Here is a 20,140-nt window from a genome sequence, read left to right on the forward strand (position 1 = left end):
TAGATTTTAGATTTTAGATTTTAGATTTTAGATTTTAGATTTTAGATTTTAGATTTTAGATTTTAGATTTTAGATTGGGTAAAAAGTCCTGACTATAAATAACATAAATACGGTTTGTAGTCAGGGCTTCAGTCCACTCCCATTCAGCTTTTAGGTAATTAGGACTAAACTATTGAATACCAACAACATTAATACTCAATACCTGGTTGAGCTTTAATGCCTTGTTCTCGGAATGGATGCTTAACTAAAGTCATTTCTGTCACCAAGTCTGCCCGTTCGATTAGCGCTGGCGGGGCGCCTCTGCCTGTTAAAATAATGTGGGTTTCTTCTGGCTTTTGGTCTAACCCGGAAAGCACTTGCTCAACTTGCAAATAACCTAGTTTTAATGCTATATTGACTTCATCTAGAAGAACTAATTGAAATTCGGGATTGCGGATAAAAGTTAGGGATTTTTCCCAGGCTTTTTGAGCTGTTTCGATATCTCGATCGCGGTCTTGCGTGTCCCAGGTAAAACCTTCTCCCATTGCATGAAATTCTAGCTGTTTTTCCCACAGTTGAAAAACGGCTTTCTCTGCCGGTTCCCAGGCGCCTTTGATAAATTGTACTATGGCGACGCAGTAGCCGTGACCGAGCGATCGCACAACCATTCCCAAAGCGGCTGTAGTTTTGCCTTTGCCGTTACCGGTATTGACTATAATTAAACCTTTTTCTTTTGAGGAGTTAGCGATTCGCTGCGCCTGTACTTCTTGGCGGCGCTGCATTTTCTGTTTGTGTTGTTCCGCTGTTAAGCCAGTGGTTGCAGTAGTTTCTGTATTGGTTTCCATTAGATTTTTTTAACCGCAGATGAACGCAAATAAACGCTGATAGATGCTAGATGTCTAGTTATTGCCACAGTGTTTTCAAGTTTAGCACGAAACCGGGCAAAACATCTTCTCCTGAAAGTTCTGTTGGACATTCCAAAACTTCTATTTCTTGTCCTTGGCGATAGATTTCGACTCGGCGGGTTTTGCGGTTGATTAACCAACCTAGTTTTACTTGGTTGTTCATGTATTCTTGCATTTTGTCTTGAGTATCTTTTAAACTGTCTGTCGGCGACATTAACTCTAAGACAAAATCCGGGGCAATGGGAGGAAATTTTTGTTTTTGTTCGGGAGTGAGTGCATCCCATCTTGATTTTTCAATCCAAGAGACATCGGGAGAACGGTTGGCACCGCTTGGCAGTTTGAAGCAAGTTGAAGAATCGAAACAAATTCCCAGTTTAGTTTGTCGGTTCCAAATTCCAAAATCAGTAGCTATTTCAAAATTGTAATTTCCGGTTTCTCCTCCTGTGGGTGGCATGACGATTATTTCTCCTTTGGCGTTTCGTTCAAATTTGACATCGGGGTTTTCGCGGCACAGTTGATAAAATTGGTCGTCGGTTATTGGGGCGATCGAGTTGAAGTTGATGGTAACTGCTATCATGGTATTTTATCAGGATGCGTTGGAACTTTTAAGCCAGATAATGTATATGAAGGCGGATAAATGCCGAGCGATGCAGATGCTGTAAATATTATTGATGGAGGACTGAGGATTTGAGTTGTAGGTTTGGGGAGGCACTTGTGATATGATTATATCATCTACTTATAACTAGCTCTCAATATTTTTATAAAAAACTTTGTTCAGGAAACACTTACAGACATACCAATAATAAAATGCAATGTTAATTTCGCTAAACAGTTTAGGTACTCCCTCTAGTAAACTGGATAATATTTTGTTTTTTAAATGCAGGGCATCTACGCCGATCGCAAAAAACAACAAGCCCAAACCCGCTAATAATATTTGGTAGGGAGTTAACTGTAGTTCTCGCCTAAAAAACCATCCGTAGGATAACAAAATAACGGCGTATAAAAGACTTACTCCTAGCTTAGGAATTCCTATAGCTATCATATATATATGAATTCGGTAAGTTTGATTCAGTAGAAATCCACCTGTTAAAAGAGCGGAAAATAAAATAAATCTATTTTCATTAGGACACGGTTGAATAGTTTTAGCTAATCCATAGGTGAAAGTACAAACAACGACTGGTACAGAACATAAAATTTGGAAAGTACGAGTTAAAAAGGCGACATTAGGATGGGGAGAAAAATAAGGCTGAAAGAATAAGTCGCTGACTTTTAAGCCTGAAAATTGAGTAAAAAATATCAGTAGCGCGACCAATAATAAAGATAAACAATTTAGTTGGACAACAAAGCGCGAAAGAGTCATAAGCAATTAATACCAAAAATTAGGTCTACTGCCCAAATTAAAAAAAATTATATCACCAATATCTCTGGATATTTTGCTAAACTTAATCATGAGTGTTATCAAAACAAGGAGACAGTTATGCTGTCAGTGAAAGAAGCAGAATCGATCGTTGTAAATTTGGCGCAACCCCTCGACAGTCAGGGGGATGTAGAAACTGTAGACTTACTGGCAGCATCGGGGCGCATTTTGGCTGCAGCCGTCACTGGTTCTCTGGATTTTCCTTATTGGGACAATTCAGCAATGGATGGGTACGCGGTGCGGTTTGCGGATGTGGAAAACTGTAGCGCCGAAAAACCAGTGGTACTCGAAGTAGTAGAAGAGATTCCAGCCGGATATCAGCCTCAAAATACCATCCAATCGGGGCAAGCAGCGCGAATTTTTACGGGTGGCGTGATGCCTGCGGGTGCTGATACGGTGGTAATGCAGGAAGAAACGAGGCGTGAGGGCGATCGTATTTTTATCTTAGTTTCTCCTGAAAAACCGCAAGCATTTGTCAGGCACAAAGGCGCTTTTTATCAAGCAGGAACAACTTTGCTAACTCCCGGTACAGTTATCAATGCCCCAGAAATGGCAGTGTTAGCAACTGCCCAGTGCATTCAAGTTCCCGTTTATCGGCGGCTGCGGGTGGCAATTTTTTCTACTGGTGACGAATTGGTCTCGCCAGACGAACCCTTGGCACCGGGGAAACTGGTAGACTCGAATCAGTATGCTTTGACAGTTTTGTTGGCACAAATGGGATTTGAACCGATTCGATTGGGCATTGTTCCTGATAATGAAGAGGCGTTAAACAAGGCGATATCCGGGGCTGTGGCGACAGCGGATGTGGTGCTTTCTACGGGGGGCGTCTCGGTAGGAGACTACGATTATGTCGAGAAAATTTTGGCAGATTTGGGAGGAAAAGTTCACATTAGTTCTGTGGCGATTAAGCCGGGGAAACCTTTAACGGTTGCTGAGTTTAAACGAGGTAAAAAAAATCAGGATTCGCCGAGTTTGAGTTCGGATTGTCTCTATTTTGGTTTGCCGGGAAATCCGGTTTCGGCTTTAGTCTGCTGTTGGCGCTTTGTTGTGCCTGCTTTGAAAAAGATGTCTGGGCTTGCCCCGGATGCTTGGGGGCCAGAGTTTCTCAAAGCTAGGTGTCATGCTGAATTGCGATCGCCTGGGCAGCGCGAAACTTATGTTTGGGGTAAACTACATTTAGTTGCCGGAGTCTGGGAATTTGAACCTGCTAGCGGCAGCCAAAATTCAGCGAATTTAATTAACCTCGCCAATACGAGTGGTTTAGCAGTTTTGCCACCAGGGGATACCTGGATTGTACCGGGTGAATTCGTGGAGGTTTTAAAAGTTAGTCAGTAGTTAGTTGTTATTGGTTCGGTGTAAGTTTATGTAAAATATTAATAACTAAGTAATCTTCCTTCTTCCTTCTTCCTTCTTTCTTCTTCCTTCTTCCTTCTTCCTTCGTATTATGAGAATTTTAATTGTTGAAGATGACCCGATGATGCAACTGGGATTAGAGCAAGTTTTAGCCGATTCCCCAGAAATAGAAATAGTAGGACAAGCAGAAGATGGCTATTTAGGCGTAGCAGCCGCACTGAAACTCAAACCTGATATTATTGTAATGGATATCGGTTTGCCGCGGCTCGACGGCATAGCAGCGACGCAGCAAATTAAAGCACAACTGCCCGAAGTTCGAGTTGTAATGTTAACTTCTCACACGGCAGAAACTGAAATTATTGCTGCCCTTTCTAGTGGTGCTGATGCTTATTGTATTAAAGGTGCTTCTATAGACAGGCTGTTAGCAGCGATCGCAGCCGCAGCAGAGGGCGCTACCTATCTTGATCCTCAAATTGCCCGGACTGTCATCGAACACCTCAAACCCCCGACACCTGCCTCTACAACTACTTTTGGTCAGTTGTCGCAGCGGGAATTGGAGGTGTTAAGATTAATGGTGGAAGGTAACAGCAATCCCGAAATTGCAGCGGCGCTTTACTTGAGTCCAAATACTATTAAAACTCATGTTCGCGGTATTATGAATAAGTTGGCAGTGGATGACCGCGTGCAAGCAGCAGTTGTAGCGCTGAGAACTGGATTGGTGTAAAGAAGGAAGAAGGAAGAAGGAAGAGGGAAGAAGGAAGAAAAATAATTCAATGTTTTTCAGTTACTAATTCGCAATTTCCAATCCGCAATGCCCGATGCCCGATGCCCAATGCCCAATGCCCAATGCCCCATGCCCCATGCCCCATGCCCAATTCCCAATTCCCAATTCCCAAAAAGTTTATGTCTGAATGGATAGAAATCGGTAAAATTGTAGCAGCTCAAGGTTTGGACGGGGAAGTGCGAGTCTATCCCGATTCGGATTTCCCGGAAAGGTTTATCGAACCGGGGAAGCGGTGGATTTTGCGCCCTAACAAAAGTGAACCGGAACCGATCGAGTTTTTGGGCGGTCGCTACATTCCGGGCAAAGGGCTGTATGCTGTAGAGGTAGAGGGTGTGGAAGACCGCGATAGTGCTGAGGCGCTGCGGGGCTGTAAGTTGTTTGTTGAAAAGACCGATCGACCTTACCTCGAATCTGATGAGTTTTACGTCCAAGATTTGATCGGTATGGAAGTTTTTAACCAGTTAACCGGGGAAATCCTAGGCAAGGTAAGTGATATTATTCCCGCAGGTAACGACCTTTTAGAAGTAGAAACGAATCTAACTGCGCCGGAAACTGTCGCTGCAGAATTGGAAAAGCCAAAACAGCCTGAAACTCCCCAAGCAAATGCTGACCCCAGAAATACCCGCAAACCACGGAAAATTCGCGTTAAAGAGCCTAAATCCACAAAAATATTGATTCCTTTTGTGGAAGAGATTGTGCCAGTTGTTGACTTAGAACAAGGCAGAATTGAAATTGTGCCTCCTCCTGGTTTATTGGAATAATATCATGTCCGGTCGAGCGATCGGATATGATATTAGTTATTAACAATTCGCAATCCCCAATTCCCAATATTAATCCTTTCCTCTATTTGTGAACCGCACTATCAAGTAGCTGATGGAAAGCGCGAAAATTGCAGTCGCCAAACCAATCAAGTCGGCTGCGGTTTTCTTTTCCAGGTCAAGAATGATTATTTTTCGAGATACTGCTATCAAAGAAGTTACAATAACTAGCTCTACTTGAATTACGTGCTTTTTCAGATAAGCTGTAATATTTTCCAAGATTTCCAGAGCAATTAAAACATTTAAAAATAACCCAAATATGACAAACAACGTGTCTTTTAACAAATTATCAGTGTGGTTTACCAATTCTTTTGCTAAAAAAATCAGCAAATCGCAAACGCTGAGGAGAATTACCCAAATCATCGCCAGTGATAAAATTTTCGATATTACTACTTCTACACTTTCTGTAAAATGCAGAAAATTTTCATCACTACTTGACTTGGAAATTTGCCTAAATATTTTTTTCAGCATACCAGTGATTTAGTCTTCATTCTTAATTAAGATTTTGTCATTGTTCGGTACACTTTGCAAGCGCAAAACTCTGTGATTGCCTGGTTTTACGGCATCACCCGGGTACTTGGGAAAAGGCGGCTCTCTTTGCCTGTTATATCTTATAGTTTTTCGTCTCAGCTAGGAATCGATCGCACGCGATGAACTCCTCATTAATAATTTTTGCCATAAGAAAGCCTCTAACTATTGTCTAGCAATAGTTAGAGGCTTTTAATGCGCGGTACGACCACTGAACTAACTATCTATTCTCAACAGAGAATGATTGTTGACTCCCAGGTTGCTCCGACGCAATATACAAGATAGCTAAAAATTTAGCTCGGGTGGTTTAGTAGCGACGAGAATTGCCACCGCGATCGTTGTTACCCCAGTTACCACCACCAGCATTACCACCACGTTCTTCACGGGGTTTTGCTTTGTTGACTTTGAGGTCGCGACCCATCCACTCAGCACCGTCAAGAGCCTCAATGGCTGCGGCTTCTTCGGCTTCTGTAGACATTTCTACAAAAGCGAAACCCCGCATCCGACCTGTTTCCCGGTCAGCAGGCAACTGAACGCGCTTTACTGTTCCGTACTCTCCAAAAGTTTGGTTGAGGTGCTCCTGCGTTACTTCGTAGGATAAATTGCCGACATAGATTGACATTGAACATTCTCCAGAATCAGAGTGTGTAGAGATTTAAATCCGGAGGAACGCCGATCGAACGAACTGCACTGCCGAAAATAAAGCCTTGTAAAACAATTATAGCACCTTGAGGTGCAAACTGCAATTGTCTGACTCTATCAATTAAAAATAAGGCAGAAGGCATTCGCCATAAGGCATTCAGCCGAAGCAAAAACTCCCAATCAAAAAGGAAAAACTCAGAATAAATAAATTTAATTTTCCTTATTCCCGGGCTCTGCCGGGGAAACGCAGTTTTTAGGCTGCGTAATGGCATAAGGATTTTAGGTTTTAGATCGGGATTTGAGATTTAAGATTTATGTGTAGGGTATGTCCGAGTTCAAAATTGCTCGATCGAGAGAGGTTGTCACCCCAAAAAACGGATACAAGCCCCGGACTCCTGTCGGGAAGAGTGCAAAATTTTCGACTCTTGTTCAAGATCCCAGATTCATCTGTGGAGTAAATCTCCAATAGTTCCACGCTCGCGCTCGCCGAACGTCAACCAAGTTCCTCTCGTTTCCCTGTCTATCCCTCCGGCTTCCCGCTCGTTCTTCGGTCATTTGTAACATCCTTAGTTGGACGGCAGCTCAAGAAGTGACGGCGAGGGTGGATTTTGCCCAATTAAATTCCTCAACTTCTGCGGCAGTATCTGCCCCAACCAGCACCAACTGCACCGCACAAGCTTTTAACTCAGGCTGTTTGGAATCTGGACAGCTTGCAGCATGAGTCATGGCATTGGCTTCAGCACCTTCGGCCCACAGAGAACCCCAGTGCATGGGTACAAATAGCGTACCTGGGGCGATCGCCTTTGTGACTTTTGCCGGAAACTGCGCCTTGCCACGGCGCGATCGAACTTCCAGCAAATCTCCCTCCTTAATCTGCAATTGGGCAGCATCGCGGGGGTGAATTTCCAAAAACGGATCGGGGTGCAATTGATTAATTTTCTCTGTTCTACCCGTCCGCGTCATCGTGTGCCAGTGTCCGTAAACTCTCCCTGTCGTCAACACAAACGGATAATTGGGATCGGGAGGTTCTGCCAGTCCCCGCGAGTGATAGGCCGAAAATCTTGCCCGCGCGTCAGGAGTGTGAAAACGCCTGTCAGTATACAGCCGTTTCGCTTCGTTCGCTGGATGCACAGGCTCGTTTTCCCGGCAAGGCCACTGCTGTGGCCCTTCTTGGCGGATGTATTCGTGGCTCAGACCGGTCATGTCGCAAGGCTGACCCCGCGTCAACTGCGCGTACTCTTTAAAAACCTCCGCACTGTTCTCGAAAGCAAAGTGTTGGGCAAAACCCAACCGCCGTCCCACTTCAGCGAAAATGCTCCAGTCGTCGCGGGCTTCCCCGGAGGGAGTGTCGAAACCGGGACAAAAGGTAACGCGGCGTTCGGAATTCGTCATTACTCCGGTTTTTTCGCTCCACTGCGTTGCCGGCAGCAGGATGTGAGCGTAGGCAGAGGTTTCAGTGGGATAGTAAGCTTCTTGATAAATAGTAAAGGGCGATCGCAGCAAAGCGGCTTTAGTGCGTTCCAAATCCGGCATACTCACCACCGGATTAGTAGCTGCAATCCACAGCAACTCGACTTCGCCAGTTTCCAAACCGGTAATCATCTCCCAAGCTGTGCGGCCTGGATTCGGGGAAATGCTTCCCGGTGCGATTCCCCAAAACTCCTCGACTTGGGTTCTGTGTTCAGCATTTTTCACAAATCGGTAGCCTGGAAGCAAGTGAGACAGTCCTCCGGCTTCCCGCCCTCCCATCGCGTTTGGCTGGCCGGTGAGGGAAAACGGGCCGCATCCCGGTTTGCCGATTTGACCTGTCATTAAGTGCAAATTAATCAGCGATCGCACCTTTGCCGTGCCTTCCGACGACTGATTCATTCCCATCGACCACAGCGACAAAACCCGCTGCGACTGTTCCCAGTAGTTTGCCGCCGTTTCTAACTCGCTGACAGTAATGCCACAGCGCGAGGCTACAAACTCCGGCGTGTAGCTGCTAATAACCTCAGAAAAAGCTGAAAAATTCTCCGTGCATTCTTCAATAAACTCAGCATCTATTGCTTGCCTGCGTAACAGCAAATATGCAATCCCATTAAGCAAATCTATATCCGTACCCGGTTTAATTGCTAAGTGCAAATCCGCCGCTTCCGCAGTCGGAGTCCGCCTTGGATCTACCACAATCATTTTGACATGGGGATGCTTTTTGTGGTATTTTGCTAATCGATTAAATACGATGGGATGGCATTCCGCTGTATTGCTACCAATAATAAAAGCGCAATCTGTTAATTCTAAATCGTCGTAACAGCAAGGCGGCCCGTCCGAACCAAAGCTTTGAACGTATCCAGAGACTGCTGAAGACATACACAAGCGAGAATTAGCATCAAAATTATTAGTACCCAGACAACCTTTCATTAGTTTCTGGGCAATATAATAATCTTCTGTTGCGAATTGACCCGAACCGTAAACGCACAAAGCATCGGGGCCGCTGGTGCTGCGAATTGTTTGGATGCGATTAACAATTGCATCGAGAGCTTCGTCCCAGCTAGCGCGACGGAACGGTTGGTCGAGAGTATCTCGCATCATCGGATACAGTAGCCGATCGCTCCGAATAGACTCTGCTACGGTTGCTCCCTTAATACAAACCATGCCCTGACTCGATGGGTGATTGCGATCGCCCCGCACTTTCCAACTTTGTTTTTTGTCGGGAACAACTTCTAGACCGCAACCTACACCGCAGTATGGGCAAAGAGTTTTTATAGTTTCCATCTGGTGATTTTAGATGCTAATTTTTGAAAGCTAATGGGTAATTCGTAATTCATCATTATAGTCGGAACTGAGGGTTCCTGCAAATAACGTTTTAAAATTACTAAATTACCGCAAAAATGCTTCACAGCAACGGACAATACCCTGAATTAAAATTAACCGCTCTCTTACTAAAACTCTCGAGCCATCTGGTTTGTAGTCAGTGGATAGCTGCTTCTAAATCCCTCTCAAACCGAGATACTCCAGCCCTAAATCTTGTCACCCCCACCTATGGGGAGCGAGGAAGATTTTTTGCATGACTCAAATAGCGCGCAGGTACTACTTTTGACCTGGTTGTTGATAGCAATCTGAGATTTAGTGCGGGAGTATTATGTCGCCTACTTCCCTGATTTTACTTCAAATACGCCACCGTTGGTGGGGCTAAAAGTTACTTGGAACTCAGCAGTTTTTTCAGCGCCTGCTGTGGCACCGGCAGAAGTTTGCAAAACAGGCAGAGGAGTTTCTTTGACGAAATCTTTAGCTGCTTTATTTGTGGGATCGAACTGTAGGATATCGCCGTTTTGTTTGACTTTGACCCGATAAGTCAAGCTTTCGGTAAATGTCGGAGTTGTTCTCCATTTTTGGTCGATTTGTGCATACAACTGCTTTCCGATCGCATCGAGTTCGGCTTGGTCAGAAATCACTGATGTGGCAGTGGTGGCAGCAATGGGCGTGGCGCTGTTAGGAGCAGCAATGGGTGCAGGACTTGCAGCAGCGATGGGCGCGGCGCTGTTAGCAGCAGCAATGGGTGCAGGACTTGCAGCAGCAGCAATGGGTGCAGGGCTAGCAGTCGGTGCGATCGAACTTGCTGCGATTTGCGGGCTGGGGGGAGAACTCACAATCGCCCCGGCAGTCGGCGCCGGAGGTGCAGTTTCTGCTAGTTTCGCTTGCTTTAGCTGGCTGGAAACAACAGACATATTGACGGCAGCTAAAGTAAACATTGCTACGAACCACGAGGCTGCCAGGATGCCGCGTTTGATCGACGAGGCTTCTGAGGGTTCGGCAGCGTGAGACACAAAAGGTGCAGGTGCAAGAGGCCTGTCAGCAACCGCAGGCTTTTTGCTAGCAGGTAATGGCATCGGTAGCGCGACGGCTTCTGTCTCCGAGTCCGTTTCTTCACCTTCTTCGTGGTGGGCGTAGCGAGAAAACAGGAACTCCAAAGCAAAGTTGCGAAGTTCGTAGTATTTCGGGTCTTCCATAATCCGCGCCCGGTTGCGGGGACGGCTGAACGGAACGTGCATATCTTCGCCGATGGAAGCAGCAGGCCCGTTGGTCATCATCACGATGCGATCGGCCAAAAACAAAGCTTCATCAATATCGTGAGTAATCATAATGACGGTAATTTTTTCCTTCCGCCAAATTTTCAGCAATTCTTCCTGCAACTCTTCGCGGGTAATCGGGTCTAGAGCTCCGAAAGGTTCGTCCAAAATCAACAGTTTGGGACGAGTTGCCAGAGCTCTGGCGATCGCCACCCGCTGTTTCATCCCCCCGGACAATTGGCCCGGTCTTTTGTTACAAGCTTCGGTCAGCCCCACTAATTCCAAGTGTTCCTGGACGATCGTATTGTGTTCGTCTGCGGACTTTTCCGGGTAAACATTTTCAACGCCTAAGTGAATGTTTTCCGTAGCAGTCAGCCACGGTAGCAGCGAGTAATTTTGAAACACCACCATGCGATCGGGCCCTGGTTCAGTAATCTGCGAACCTTCCAGGGCTACTTCTCCGTTTGTCGGCCCGTTGAATCCCGCAATCATATTCAGCAAAGTTGATTTGCCGCAGCCAGAGTGACCGATCAAACAAATAAATTCGCCTTCATTAATAGTCAGGTTTACACCGTCGAGAACCACGTAAGGGCCTTTAGGAGTTTCGTAGACTTTCGATACGTCTTTAATCGTAAGAAAGTCTTGCTTGGGCGTTTGAAGTGTGGTTTTTTGGGGAGTTTTTAGAGTTTGCATATTTTCAGGATTGGGATTTTGGGTTGAGGAATTAGACATGACAACTTTGGATTGAGAATTTGAAATTAGGGACTTAGGAAGCGGGAAATGTGGAGTCTTGTTTCCTGATTTCTTGCTCCTCATTCCCTCTTCCTATTTGCTGGTTATGCTGGCAGTTTGATGGAACACTGACTGCCTATTTGTTCAATTAAGATTTCTTCAATGCGGACGGCACGTTTGATTTTGACATTGTGAAGATAGTCGATCGGGTCGTCGAGATTAAACACAGTGCCGTCAAATAGCTCGATCGTCCGGCGATCTCTAGCGATATCCGGCAAGCCCAATTCGCGCACTGCTTGACCGAAAACATCGGGTCGCAAAACTCGATCAACCACTTCCACCCAGTTTTTTGGGAACGGGATCAGTCCCCACCGAGCCATCTGCGCCATCACCCACACCATTTCTAGGCGGTCTGGAAAATTGGTTTTGTCAACAGAGAACTGGTTGAAATTGTAGAGCATTTCTGGTTCTGCCTCCGTACCGGAGTTGTACGGATCGATGAACCCTGGACGGATGTCTTTGGGATCGGCGCCGATGTATTGTTCTTGGCTAATCAATCCTAGGACTTCTTCGCGGTTGCGGCGATCGTCGCAGTATTCGCAGGCTTCCAAAAGCGCTTTGACGAGGGCGAGGTGGGTTTGAGGATATTTCTGAGCCCAATCTTCGCTAACACCGAGAACTTTTTCGATGTGTCCGGGCAGAATATCGAGGGAACGGGCCATAACAAAACCCGTACCACTGTTGACTGCGTGGGAGTTCCAGGGGTCGCCTGAGCAGTAGCCGTCAATGTTTCCTGCTTTTAAATTCGATACCATCTGCGGGGGCGGAATCACGGTCAAGCCCACGTCGAGATCCGGGTCGATGCCGCCGGCGGCCAGCCAGTAGCGGAACAGCAGATTGTGCATGGAGGCAGAGTGTACCGTGCCCAAGGTGTGAACTTTATCGGGAGTCTTGGCGATCGCAGCTTTGAAATCCTCTAATGTCCGAATGCCTTGTTTGTAGAGGTCTTTGTTGAAAACAATCGAATTGCCGTTGCGAGAAAGCGTCATGGCGCTACAGATGGGTACAGGGGCTTCACCGTCGAGCCCCAACAACATCCCGATCGGCATTCCGGCGACCATTTGCGCTGCGTCCAGCCGTCCTTCGGCGACTCCTTTGGCGATCGCTTTCCAGCTTGGTTCACGGCTGAGAGTAACTTCTTCCAAGCCGTGGGCTTTGAAAAATCCTTTTTCTTTAGCTACTACTAAGGGGGCGCAGTCGGTGAGGGGAATAAAGCCGATGTCCAGGTTGATTTTTTCCAGGCCGTTGCGGGCGATCACAGGCGGTTGTTGTTTGGCCCGGCGCTGTTTGACCCGCTTTTGCTGGTTGAGAAAGTAAACCATTTCGTTACGCAGTGCGTAGTAACTCGGATGGTTGACAACTTCCATCCGCTTGCGTGGCCGGGGAATGTTCACTTCGAGGATTTGCCCGATTTGCGCTTCCGGGCCGTTGGTGAGCATCACAATGCGATCGCTCAGTAATAAAGCCTCATCCACGTCGTGAGTTACCATCACGCTGGTGACTTTGCTTTCCTCGCAAATTTTCATCAACTGGTCTTGCAAACCGCCGCGAGTTAAAGCATCGAGGGCGCCGAAGGGTTCGTCTAGCAACAGCAATTTCGGGCGAATCGCCAGGGCGCGGGCGATCGCAACTCTTTGTTTCATCCCCCCAGAAATTTCGCCCGGACGTTTGTCGGCGGCGTGTCCGAGTCCGACCAATTTAATGTGGTGTTCGATCACCAACTCGCGATCTTCTTGAGAGTTACCGCTGTAAATTTCATTTACTGCTAGGGCGATATTTTCGCGCACCGTCAGCCAAGGTAGCAGCGAGTAATTTTGAAACACCACCATTCTGTCCGGGCCTGGATCGCGGACTTCGCGTCCTTCTAAAGTAATCCCCCCCTGACTTGCTTTGTCGAGACCGGCGATGATATTTAGCAGCGTAGATTTGCCGCAGCCAGAGTGCCCAATTAAGGTGATGAATTCTCCTTTTTTAATTTTCAGTTCGATATTTTTAAGAGCAATGTATTGCTCTCCATTGGGCAAGTTAAATACGCGGTCAACGTGGTCTACTTCAACAAATACTGACATGGTAATTTTAGGTTAGTTTGTAATTTGTATGATGCTGATTATTAATTGGGCATTGGGCATTGGGCATTGGGCATTAATTTACAACTCATTTCTACCAGTTTGTAGTTGGCAACCATTCCCCATTCGCTATGCCCGATGCCCGATGCCCGATGCCCGATGCCCGATGCCCAAATCCTATTTCTGTTCTTCTGGAACCACTTTGGACGCGATGAAACCAACGATTCTGTCTAAAATTAAACCGACAATTCCTACATAAAGCACTGCTAGAATCACTGCGCTGAGTCTAGAACTGTTGTAAGCGTCCCAGATGAAGAACCCGATGCCGACGCCGCCGACTAACATTTCCGCAGCTACGATCGCCAGCCAAGACAAACCGATGCCAATTCTCAAGCCAGTGAAGATGTAAGGAACAGAAGAGGGAAGCAGGATTTTCCAGAAGTATTTTTGGTTAGGGAGGCGCAAGACGCGGGCGACGTTTCTGTAGTCTTGGGGTATTTGTTGAACGCCTACTGTGGTGTTAATTAGAATCGGCCAAATTGCTGTAATTAAGATTACGAAAAGTGCTGATACTTCGTTAGCTTTTACCCCCATGCCTTCAAAGGGATTGAACTGTTGAAATACTGCCAGGGCGATCGGCAGCCAAGCCAGGGGCGGGATAGTTCTGAATACTTGAAACAGCGGGTCTAAAGCATCGAACATTAGGGAGTTTGTACCGATCAGGATGCCTAAACTGATGCCGAGAGCTGCTGCCAAAGTAAAGCCGATAGCCACCCGCTGCAAGCTAGCCAAAATTTGCCAGAACAAGCCTTTGTCTGTACCGCCATTGTCGAAGAAAGGATTAATAATCAGATTCCAGCTTTCTTGGACAGCTTTGATGGGTCCCGGCAAGCTGGAGTCGGGACTATTGCAGAGGATTTGCCAGATTATCAGCAGAACTGTAATTGCTACCAGCGGGCGGATGATTTTTCGGCGGTTTTTTTGAAGCTGATCCAGAACGAAATTTACTGGATTTTTGCTTTTAGTAACAGCGAGGTTTGTTGCCATTTTTCTTTTTGCAGTATTGTGAATAATCGATTATTTGTAGATACTTTGAAGGGAGCACCATGTCTGGGGTGGGTTGAGTTACGAAACCCAACTCCACTCAATTTTAAAATTGGTCAACTGTCAACTGTCAACTGTCAACTGCTCACTAATTATGCTTTCTTGATTGCCAGACTCTTCAGATATTCTTCTGGTTTTTCTGGGTCAAACTTCACGCCGTCAAAGAAGGTTTCGACACCGCGAGAAGTGGTAGTAGGAATTTGGGCTGCGGGAACGCCAAGTGCTGTCGCTGCTGCTTTCCAAATATCTTCGCGGTTAACTTTATCAACGGTTGCTTTGATGTCGGTAGTTGCCGGGATATAACCCCAGCGAATATTTTCAGCTAAGAACCAAGCATCGTGACTCTTGTAGGGATAAGAAGCATTATCAGCCCAGAATTTCATCGCCACTGGACTAGCGGCTTCAATGCGGCCGGTACCGTAGTCAATTTGAGCTTTAGAGCGACCGATAATATCTGCTACTGGAACTTTTAACCACTTATCTTGAGAGATGATTTGGCACATCTCATCATGATTTTCTGCTTTATCGCACCATTGCTGCGCTTCCAGCACGGCCATTGTAATTGCTTTTGCAGCTTTGGGGTTTTTGTCAACCCAATCTCCTCTTAAACCTAAAGCTTTTTCAGGATGATCTTTCCACATTTCTCCAGTTATTAAGGCGGTGTATCCTACCTTTTGAGTAACTAGCTGAGCATTCCAAGGTTCTCCTACACAAAAGGCTTCCATACTGCCAGATTTCATGTTCGCTACCATTTGGGGCGGCGGTATGGGAATCACGGAAACATCTGTATCTGGATTAATACCGCCGGCTGCTAGCCAGTAGCGTATCCACAAATCGTGGGTGCCGCCGGGAAACGTCATAGCAATAGGAACGTTTTGATTGGCAAAAGCTGCTTTCAGCGGTGCGCTGTCTGTACCTACTTTTAAATCTAGGTATTTTTTGCTGAGCGAAATTGCCTGACCGTTAGTATTTAACCGGGCGAGAATGTACATCGGCACTGGCTGATTGCCTTTGGTAATTGTGCCTAATGTCATTTGGTAAGGCATCGGAGATAAGATGTGGGCTCCGTCAATGCCGCCTTTTTCGGAACCGAGCTCTAAGTTGTCGCGAGTAACTGGCCAAGATGCTTGTTTGGTAACTTGTACGTCTTTCATGCCGTACTTGGCAAATAACCCTTTTTCTTGGGCGATGATTAAGGGTGCTGCGTCGGTGAGGGCGATGAATCCGAGTTTGGCTGCGGTAACTTCTGGCGCGTCGGCGGGGTTGATGTTGACTGCTGGGGCGGCGGTGGGCGAAGCGCCGCCGGGTGTGGCGTTAGATGTAGTGGGACTGGAACTGCAACCGTGGGCTAGGAGGGTGCCGGCTGCTGTTGCTCCAGCGGTGATGATGAATTTTCTTCTAGAAAGGTTGCTCATTTGTCTTGAATTGTTGTTGTACTTGGAGATGGTGGAAATGTGAGATGTGATATCAATTCCGGTTGCACCGGAATGATTGTTGACTGTTGACTGTTGACTGTGAAATGGCACAATCTGGTTTTTCCCGATCGCATTTCCCAATGTCAGATTAGGCGTCGATCGTCACTTTGCCGATCGCCCGCGCGCTGCAAGTTAAAATGAACCCTGGTTCTAAGTCTGCCGCCGCGTCTGGTTTGCTATCGTAGACTGTTTGGCCTTCTAGGAGTTTCTGCTGGCAAGTGCCACAGCTTCCCGACCGGCAATTGCTGTCAAGTTCGACTCCGGCCCGTTCGGCAACATCGAGAATGAACTCATCTTCGCTGCAAGCAACTTCTTTGCCCGATCGAGCGAAAATAACAGTAGATGTCTGAGGTTTGGCTGCCGAGACTGCTGTTTCGCCCTCCTCAACCGTCAATTGCAGTTGCCGGTTCAGCAAAGCTACATCCCCTGTAGTCTGTTTGGGAACTGCCCCAAACTGCTCGACTAACAATTGATACAGCAGTGGTTTGAGGTCTTCGCAAGGGATGCCTTTTTGGACGCAAGCACCCAAATGAGCGTCTTTGCCAACAGTGCCTCCCATGTAGATGTCTACACCTTCGAGGGTTTTGCCGTTCTTGCGAACTTTTGTTCCCATCAAACCAATGTCTGCTACCTGGGGTTGACCGCAGGAATTGGGGCAGCCCGTCCAGTGAATTCTCACAGGTTTGGGAACTGAAAGTTCGGCTTCGAGTTCCTCAATCATTGCCACGGATCGGCTTTTGGTTTCGATGAGGGCGAAGTTGCAAAACTTGGCGCCGGTGCAGGAAACCAAGGCTCGTGTCAGCGGTGCGGGGTTGATGGAAAAACGCTGCAACAGCGGTTCTTTGACCAGCGATTCTATCCGCGAGTCGGGAACGTTGGGAATAATCACGTTTTCTTCGACAGTGAGCCTGAGCTCGCCGCTACCGTAAACCTCGGCGATTCTGGCCAAATCGAACAAATCCGATGCCTGCAGGCGTCCGACGGGAACGTGCAGCCCTACATAGTTGAGCCCTGATTGTTTTTGGGGGTAGATGCCGATGTGGTCGCGTTTGTCCCAGACGATTTCATCTTTGGGCGCGGCGGCGGGCAAAGTGCGCCCTAATTCTTGTTCGACTTCGGCTCGGAATTTTTCGATTCCGAGTTCGTCAATCAGCCACATCAGCCTCGATTTTTGGCGGTTTGCTCTTGGGCCTTGATCGCGAAACACAGTTAAAATTGCTTTGCACAAATCTACAACGTCGCTGGGACTTGCCCATGCGTTGAGAGGAATTGCAGCTTCGCAGCGTTTGGCGGAGAAGAAACCGCCGACTAAAACGTTAAAGCCGATGTTGCCGTCTTTGTAAGCCGGTACGAAGGCGATGTCGTTGATTTCGGCGTGGACTGAGTTGTCGCGGCAGCCTGCGATCGCAATATTAAACTTTCTCGGCAAATTTGAAAACGCGGGGTTGCCTTCGCCGCTGTTCGTAATCATGTCTTGGACTTGGTTCGCCAGTTCCCGCGTATCAATCAGTTCGTCGGCGTCGAGTCCGGCGACTGGGGAACCCGTGATGTTACGCACGTTGTCCATGCCAGACTGGATGCTGGTCATGCCCGCTTCTTTGAGGCGGCGGAAGATGTCGGGTACGTCTTCGATGCGAATTCCGCGCAATTGCAGGTTTTGTCTGGTGGTGATGTCGGCGCTGCCGTCGTCGCCGTAGCGTTGGACGATTTCTGCTAGGGTTCTGGTTTGATTGCTAGTAATGATGCCGTTGGGCAAGCGCAGCCGCATCATGAATTTGCCGGGAGTTACTGGCCGAAAGAAGATGCCGAGCCATTTGAGGCGGTGCTCGCGATCGATTTCGTCCATTGCTTCCCAGCCGATTGCGGCGAAGTGGTCGAGTTCGGCTGTTAATGTTAAGCCATCTTTTTCGGCTTTGAGTTTTTCAAACTTGTTCAGGCTCGCTTGGGCTTTGGGTTCTACTGTTTGGGTCATCGGTTTACCCTCGCTGCTGACTTGTGTGGGGAGGTATTGACTTGGAGCATAAAGTGTGTGTTTCCTGCTAACCTTAGTGACTGTATGGATTTAAAACTGTATATTTAGTTACTAGATGGAATTTCTTTTAAGCATGGTTGGTCTTCTGTAAACTTGAGCTTGACTGGGCGCTGGCTCGAAGGTCGCCAAACTATTTATGGTTATAGTTGCTACCGATGATTCGGTCGATCGCTGCGTTTCGATGCACCTTTGTTATGAGCTAATGTAAGGCCCACGATTGTAAATATTCGTAGCTATTTTTACAAAATATTGAGTTTTATGAATATTTCGCATAGGGCCGATGCGTTTTATACATGGGAAATGGGTAAAGACACCCCCAAAACGGAAAAATCTCTCTAAATCTTTAGATTTAGGAGGGGAGAGGGAGAAATTGGAATATCTAAGATTAATGTTGTGAGTGCGATCGCAGACTTAAAACGAGATTGTCACAACATTAGAGCGGTCGCTGTCACACAGTTTGCCTCAAAACATCACATTGTGTGCTATGCCAGCGTCACTCTTGATTTTCCAAGAAAGAGAGATGATATAAGCATCGAATTCAAGGAATGTCTCATGTTTTTAGTTCAACTTCTCCCCGGCGCTATTTCCGAAATGCTTGCTTCTGTTACGGATACGGGTTGTTTGACTTTAGCCGATCGCTACGGCTTGATGGCTGCTGTTTTGGATGACTCTCTCGACGATGAATACAGACATTCAATTAACCGCCTGCTGCGTTCTGTGATCAAGGGAAGAGTCAAGATAGTCAACGAACTGTCGGCGATATATTAACAGCATTTAAAAATTTGATTGATTTATGCAGCGCATAAGAGTGCAGAAACCACCGACGGAGTTAGAAGGAACCCACCATGCCTGCAGATGTATGGCAGAAAGTTAATTGGGTGTTCTAAAAACGTGCGATCGTTCTTGCCGTATGATTTTTTTTGATTATCCAATTCTCGCTTTGGGCGGCACTTACAGAAAAAGTGCTGATTCATGAGAGCCTGTTGGGTTGAACGCTGATGGTAAAATTAGTAAAACTGCTGTGCGCGATCGGGATTTTAGAAGTTTGAGGAATGAAGTCCTCCCAACCAACGTAATTATAATTATTGAACAGCGCTGGGGATGAAAGACTATTTATGAAAATTATTAATTAAACAATCGAATTATTAAGAGAATCCGGCATCTGCATCTACAACATCACGCCCCTATTGTCAAAATTAATTGGTAATTGATAAAAAATTAATTAAGTCGATCGGCCAGAAAAACAATAATATTTTGGAGAGGCGAGTACCGCCTATATGTGGACTAGCCGGCAGTTTATTGCTGTTCTCAACCGCCCAAAACCGGTAGTCGGTTTATTTGCACCTACAGCACTTATGCAGCCCCACTATAATACTGTGCCTGCGTCAGTCCTATATAGCAATCCTAAATGATTTGTGTAATTCTTGTAGGAGCTCTCCCCACGCCCGGTTGCCCCGATGCAGGCTGAGGTAGGCACTTGTAGCACTACCCCTACATATTTTTACAACTGATGCGAGGATTGCTGTATTTAGCTACTCGCATGAGTTCGTTGTTTTAACCAATCTAGTTGATAGGATTTAACCTGACCAAATATGTAGCAAAACTTTAAGGAATTCGGCCCGAATGTATGATTTACTAAATAAAAATTAAAAACTGTCGATCGATCAGACTGGACAATTTAACAATGATTCCCAGGGAGCATTTTATGAAATCCATTGCTAAAAACAGCATCCACTGGACTTACTCAGTGGCTATTTTCTGTGCCATTTTCGCACTACAGCAACAAAAAGCTACAGCAGCAACGCTATCTAACGGATGGAATTATGCGATCGATTCCTTCAACGACGGCGTGACAGGGCCCCAAATCGGTGGCGGGGAATTTGAATTTTACGGCATCGCCATCAAAGAAACATCAGATACAGCTTTTATCGCCATCAATTCTAATCTAAGTTTAGCAGGATATGCCGACCCACTAGCTCAAAGAGGCAACATCAACTACGGCGATTTCTTCTTCAATTTTTCCGGTCAAAACTTCAATACAGCTAACGCAAACGGCAGCTTGTTTGGTATCCGCTTTGCCGAAGGAAATGACTCCGGCGTGGCGACAACAGGCGTTTACACTGAAGTTCCCCCATTGACAAAAGGCGTCGGAGTATGTAGGGTAAACCTTTGGAGGATTTTGACTCCGGTTTTACT

Annotated in this window: 17 protein-coding genes and 1 pseudogene; 5 read left to right on the forward strand and 13 right to left on the reverse strand. The window is 46.6% G+C overall.

The window, feature by feature from the left end; translation table 11 throughout:
• Positions 1-188: 188 nt before the first annotated feature.
• From cobO to QUA03_RS24445, 3 genes are all read right to left on the reverse strand, one after another.
• Entirely contained in the window at positions 189-824 is a 636-nt protein-coding gene (gene cobO, locus QUA03_RS24435) for a cob(I)yrinic acid a,c-diamide adenosyltransferase (RefSeq protein ID WP_333215718.1), read from the reverse strand.
• A gap of 58 nt (positions 825-882) precedes the next feature.
• Complete coding sequence (locus tag QUA03_RS24440; protein ID WP_333215720.1) at positions 883-1,461, reverse strand: Uma2 family endonuclease; 579 nt, start codon at positions 1,459-1,461, stop codon at positions 883-885.
• Between the two features lie 165 nt (positions 1,462-1,626).
• Complete coding sequence (locus QUA03_RS24445; protein ID WP_333215722.1) at positions 1,627-2,244, reverse strand: hypothetical protein; 618 nt, start codon at positions 2,242-2,244, stop codon at positions 1,627-1,629.
• Between the two features lie 117 nt (positions 2,245-2,361).
• Between QUA03_RS24445 and QUA03_RS24450 the strand changes: the two genes are divergently transcribed.
• From QUA03_RS24450 to rimM, 3 genes are all read left to right on the forward strand, one after another.
• Entirely contained in the window at positions 2,362-3,636 is a 1,275-nt protein-coding gene (locus QUA03_RS24450; protein ID WP_333215724.1) for a molybdenum cofactor synthesis domain-containing protein, read from the forward strand.
• A gap of 109 nt (positions 3,637-3,745) precedes the next feature.
• On the forward strand, positions 3,746-4,378 hold the full coding sequence (locus QUA03_RS24455; RefSeq protein WP_333215726.1) for a response regulator transcription factor: 633 nt from the start codon (positions 3,746-3,748) through the stop codon (positions 4,376-4,378).
• Between the two features lie 179 nt (positions 4,379-4,557).
• The gene (gene rimM / locus QUA03_RS24460; protein ID WP_333056199.1) at positions 4,558-5,199 is read left to right on the forward strand and encodes a ribosome maturation factor RimM; all 642 of its coding nucleotides are present in this window, start codon (positions 4,558-4,560) and stop codon (positions 5,197-5,199) included.
• Between the two features lie 69 nt (positions 5,200-5,268).
• Here the strand turns inward: rimM and QUA03_RS24465 are convergent, their stop codons facing one another.
• From QUA03_RS24465 to QUA03_RS24510, 10 genes and pseudogenes are all read right to left on the reverse strand, one after another.
• Entirely contained in the window at positions 5,269-5,727 is a 459-nt protein-coding gene (locus QUA03_RS24465; protein WP_333215728.1) for a phosphate-starvation-inducible PsiE family protein, read from the reverse strand.
• 364 nt (positions 5,728-6,091) lie between these two features.
• Positions 6,092-6,406 (reverse strand): RNA-binding protein, encoded by a 315-nt coding sequence (locus tag QUA03_RS24470; protein WP_190662657.1) that lies wholly within the window; start codon positions 6,404-6,406, stop codon positions 6,092-6,094.
• Between the two features lie 16 nt (positions 6,407-6,422).
• Complete coding sequence (locus QUA03_RS24475; RefSeq protein WP_333215731.1) at positions 6,423-6,569, reverse strand: hypothetical protein; 147 nt, start codon at positions 6,567-6,569, stop codon at positions 6,423-6,425.
• Between the two features lie 439 nt (positions 6,570-7,008).
• Complete coding sequence (locus tag QUA03_RS24480; protein ID WP_333215732.1) at positions 7,009-9,180, reverse strand: nitrate reductase; 2,172 nt, start codon at positions 9,178-9,180, stop codon at positions 7,009-7,011.
• Positions 9,181-9,554: 374 nt separating this feature from the next.
• On the reverse strand, positions 9,555-11,207 hold the full coding sequence (locus tag QUA03_RS24485; protein WP_333215734.1) for a nitrate ABC transporter ATP-binding protein: 1,653 nt from the start codon (positions 11,205-11,207) through the stop codon (positions 9,555-9,557).
• Between the two features lie 104 nt (positions 11,208-11,311).
• Entirely contained in the window at positions 11,312-13,336 is a 2,025-nt protein-coding gene (locus QUA03_RS24490) for a nitrate ABC transporter ATP-binding protein (protein ID WP_333215735.1), read from the reverse strand.
• A gap of 174 nt (positions 13,337-13,510) precedes the next feature.
• Positions 13,511-14,380, reverse strand: coding sequence for a nitrate ABC transporter permease (ntrB, locus tag QUA03_RS24495; RefSeq protein ID WP_333215738.1), 870 nt, complete (start codon positions 14,378-14,380; stop codon positions 13,511-13,513).
• A 149-nt stretch (positions 14,381-14,529) separates the two neighbouring features.
• The gene (locus tag QUA03_RS24500) at positions 14,530-15,852 is read right to left on the reverse strand and encodes a CmpA/NrtA family ABC transporter substrate-binding protein (protein WP_333215744.1); all 1,323 of its coding nucleotides are present in this window, start codon (positions 15,850-15,852) and stop codon (positions 14,530-14,532) included.
• A gap of 148 nt (positions 15,853-16,000) precedes the next feature.
• Positions 16,001-16,327, reverse strand: a complete 327-nt coding sequence (locus QUA03_RS24505) for a 2Fe-2S iron-sulfur cluster-binding protein (RefSeq protein WP_333206576.1) — start codon at positions 16,325-16,327, stop codon at positions 16,001-16,003.
• Positions 16,328-16,348: 21 nt separating this feature from the next.
• Positions 16,349-17,884, reverse strand: a pseudogene (locus QUA03_RS24510) (ferredoxin--nitrite reductase); the annotation flags it as partial.
• Between the two features lie 612 nt (positions 17,885-18,496).
• Here QUA03_RS24510 and QUA03_RS24515 point away from each other — a divergent pair.
• On the forward strand, positions 18,497-18,712 hold the full coding sequence (locus tag QUA03_RS24515; protein WP_333215740.1) for a hypothetical protein: 216 nt from the start codon (positions 18,497-18,499) through the stop codon (positions 18,710-18,712).
• Positions 18,713-19,649: 937 nt separating this feature from the next.
• On the forward strand, positions 19,650-20,140 hold a 491-nt coding region (locus tag QUA03_RS24520; RefSeq protein WP_333215742.1), incomplete at its 3' end, for an XDD3 family exosortase-dependent surface protein.

This window comes from Microcoleus sp. S36b_A4 (assembly GCF_036700645.1).
Taxonomy (GTDB): Bacteria; Cyanobacteriota; Cyanobacteriia; order Cyanobacteriales; family Microcoleaceae; genus Microcoleus.

Coding starts and splice junctions, on each gene's coding strand:
- cobO (WP_333215718.1), bottom strand. CDS start 824: ATGGAAACCAATACAGAAACTACTGCAACCACTGGCTTAACAGCGGAA.
- QUA03_RS24440 (WP_333215720.1), bottom strand. CDS start 1,461: ATGATAGCAGTTACCATCAACTTCAACTCGATCGCCCCAATAACCGAC.
- QUA03_RS24445 (WP_333215722.1), bottom strand. CDS start 2,244: ATGACTCTTTCGCGCTTTGTTGTCCAACTAAATTGTTTATCTTTATTA.
- QUA03_RS24450 (WP_333215724.1), top strand. CDS start 2,362: ATGCTGTCAGTGAAAGAAGCAGAATCGATCGTTGTAAATTTGGCGCAA.
- QUA03_RS24455 (WP_333215726.1), top strand. CDS start 3,746: ATGAGAATTTTAATTGTTGAAGATGACCCGATGATGCAACTGGGATTA.
- rimM (WP_333056199.1), top strand. CDS start 4,558: ATGTCTGAATGGATAGAAATCGGTAAAATTGTAGCAGCTCAAGGTTTG.
- QUA03_RS24465 (WP_333215728.1), bottom strand. CDS start 5,727: ATGCTGAAAAAAATATTTAGGCAAATTTCCAAGTCAAGTAGTGATGAA.
- QUA03_RS24470 (WP_190662657.1), bottom strand. CDS start 6,406: ATGTCAATCTATGTCGGCAATTTATCCTACGAAGTAACGCAGGAGCAC.
- QUA03_RS24475 (WP_333215731.1), bottom strand. CDS start 6,569: ATGCCTTCTGCCTTATTTTTAATTGATAGAGTCAGACAATTGCAGTTT.
- QUA03_RS24480 (WP_333215732.1), bottom strand. CDS start 9,180: ATGGAAACTATAAAAACTCTTTGCCCATACTGCGGTGTAGGTTGCGGT.
- QUA03_RS24485 (WP_333215734.1), bottom strand. CDS start 11,207: ATGTCTAATTCCTCAACCCAAAATCCCAATCCTGAAAATATGCAAACT.
- QUA03_RS24490 (WP_333215735.1), bottom strand. CDS start 13,336: ATGTCAGTATTTGTTGAAGTAGACCACGTTGACCGCGTATTTAACTTG.
- ntrB (WP_333215738.1), bottom strand. CDS start 14,380: ATGGCAACAAACCTCGCTGTTACTAAAAGCAAAAATCCAGTAAATTTC.
- QUA03_RS24500 (WP_333215744.1), bottom strand. CDS start 15,852: ATGAGCAACCTTTCTAGAAGAAAATTCATCATCACCGCTGGAGCAACA.
- QUA03_RS24515 (WP_333215740.1), top strand. CDS start 18,497: ATGTTTTTAGTTCAACTTCTCCCCGGCGCTATTTCCGAAATGCTTGCT.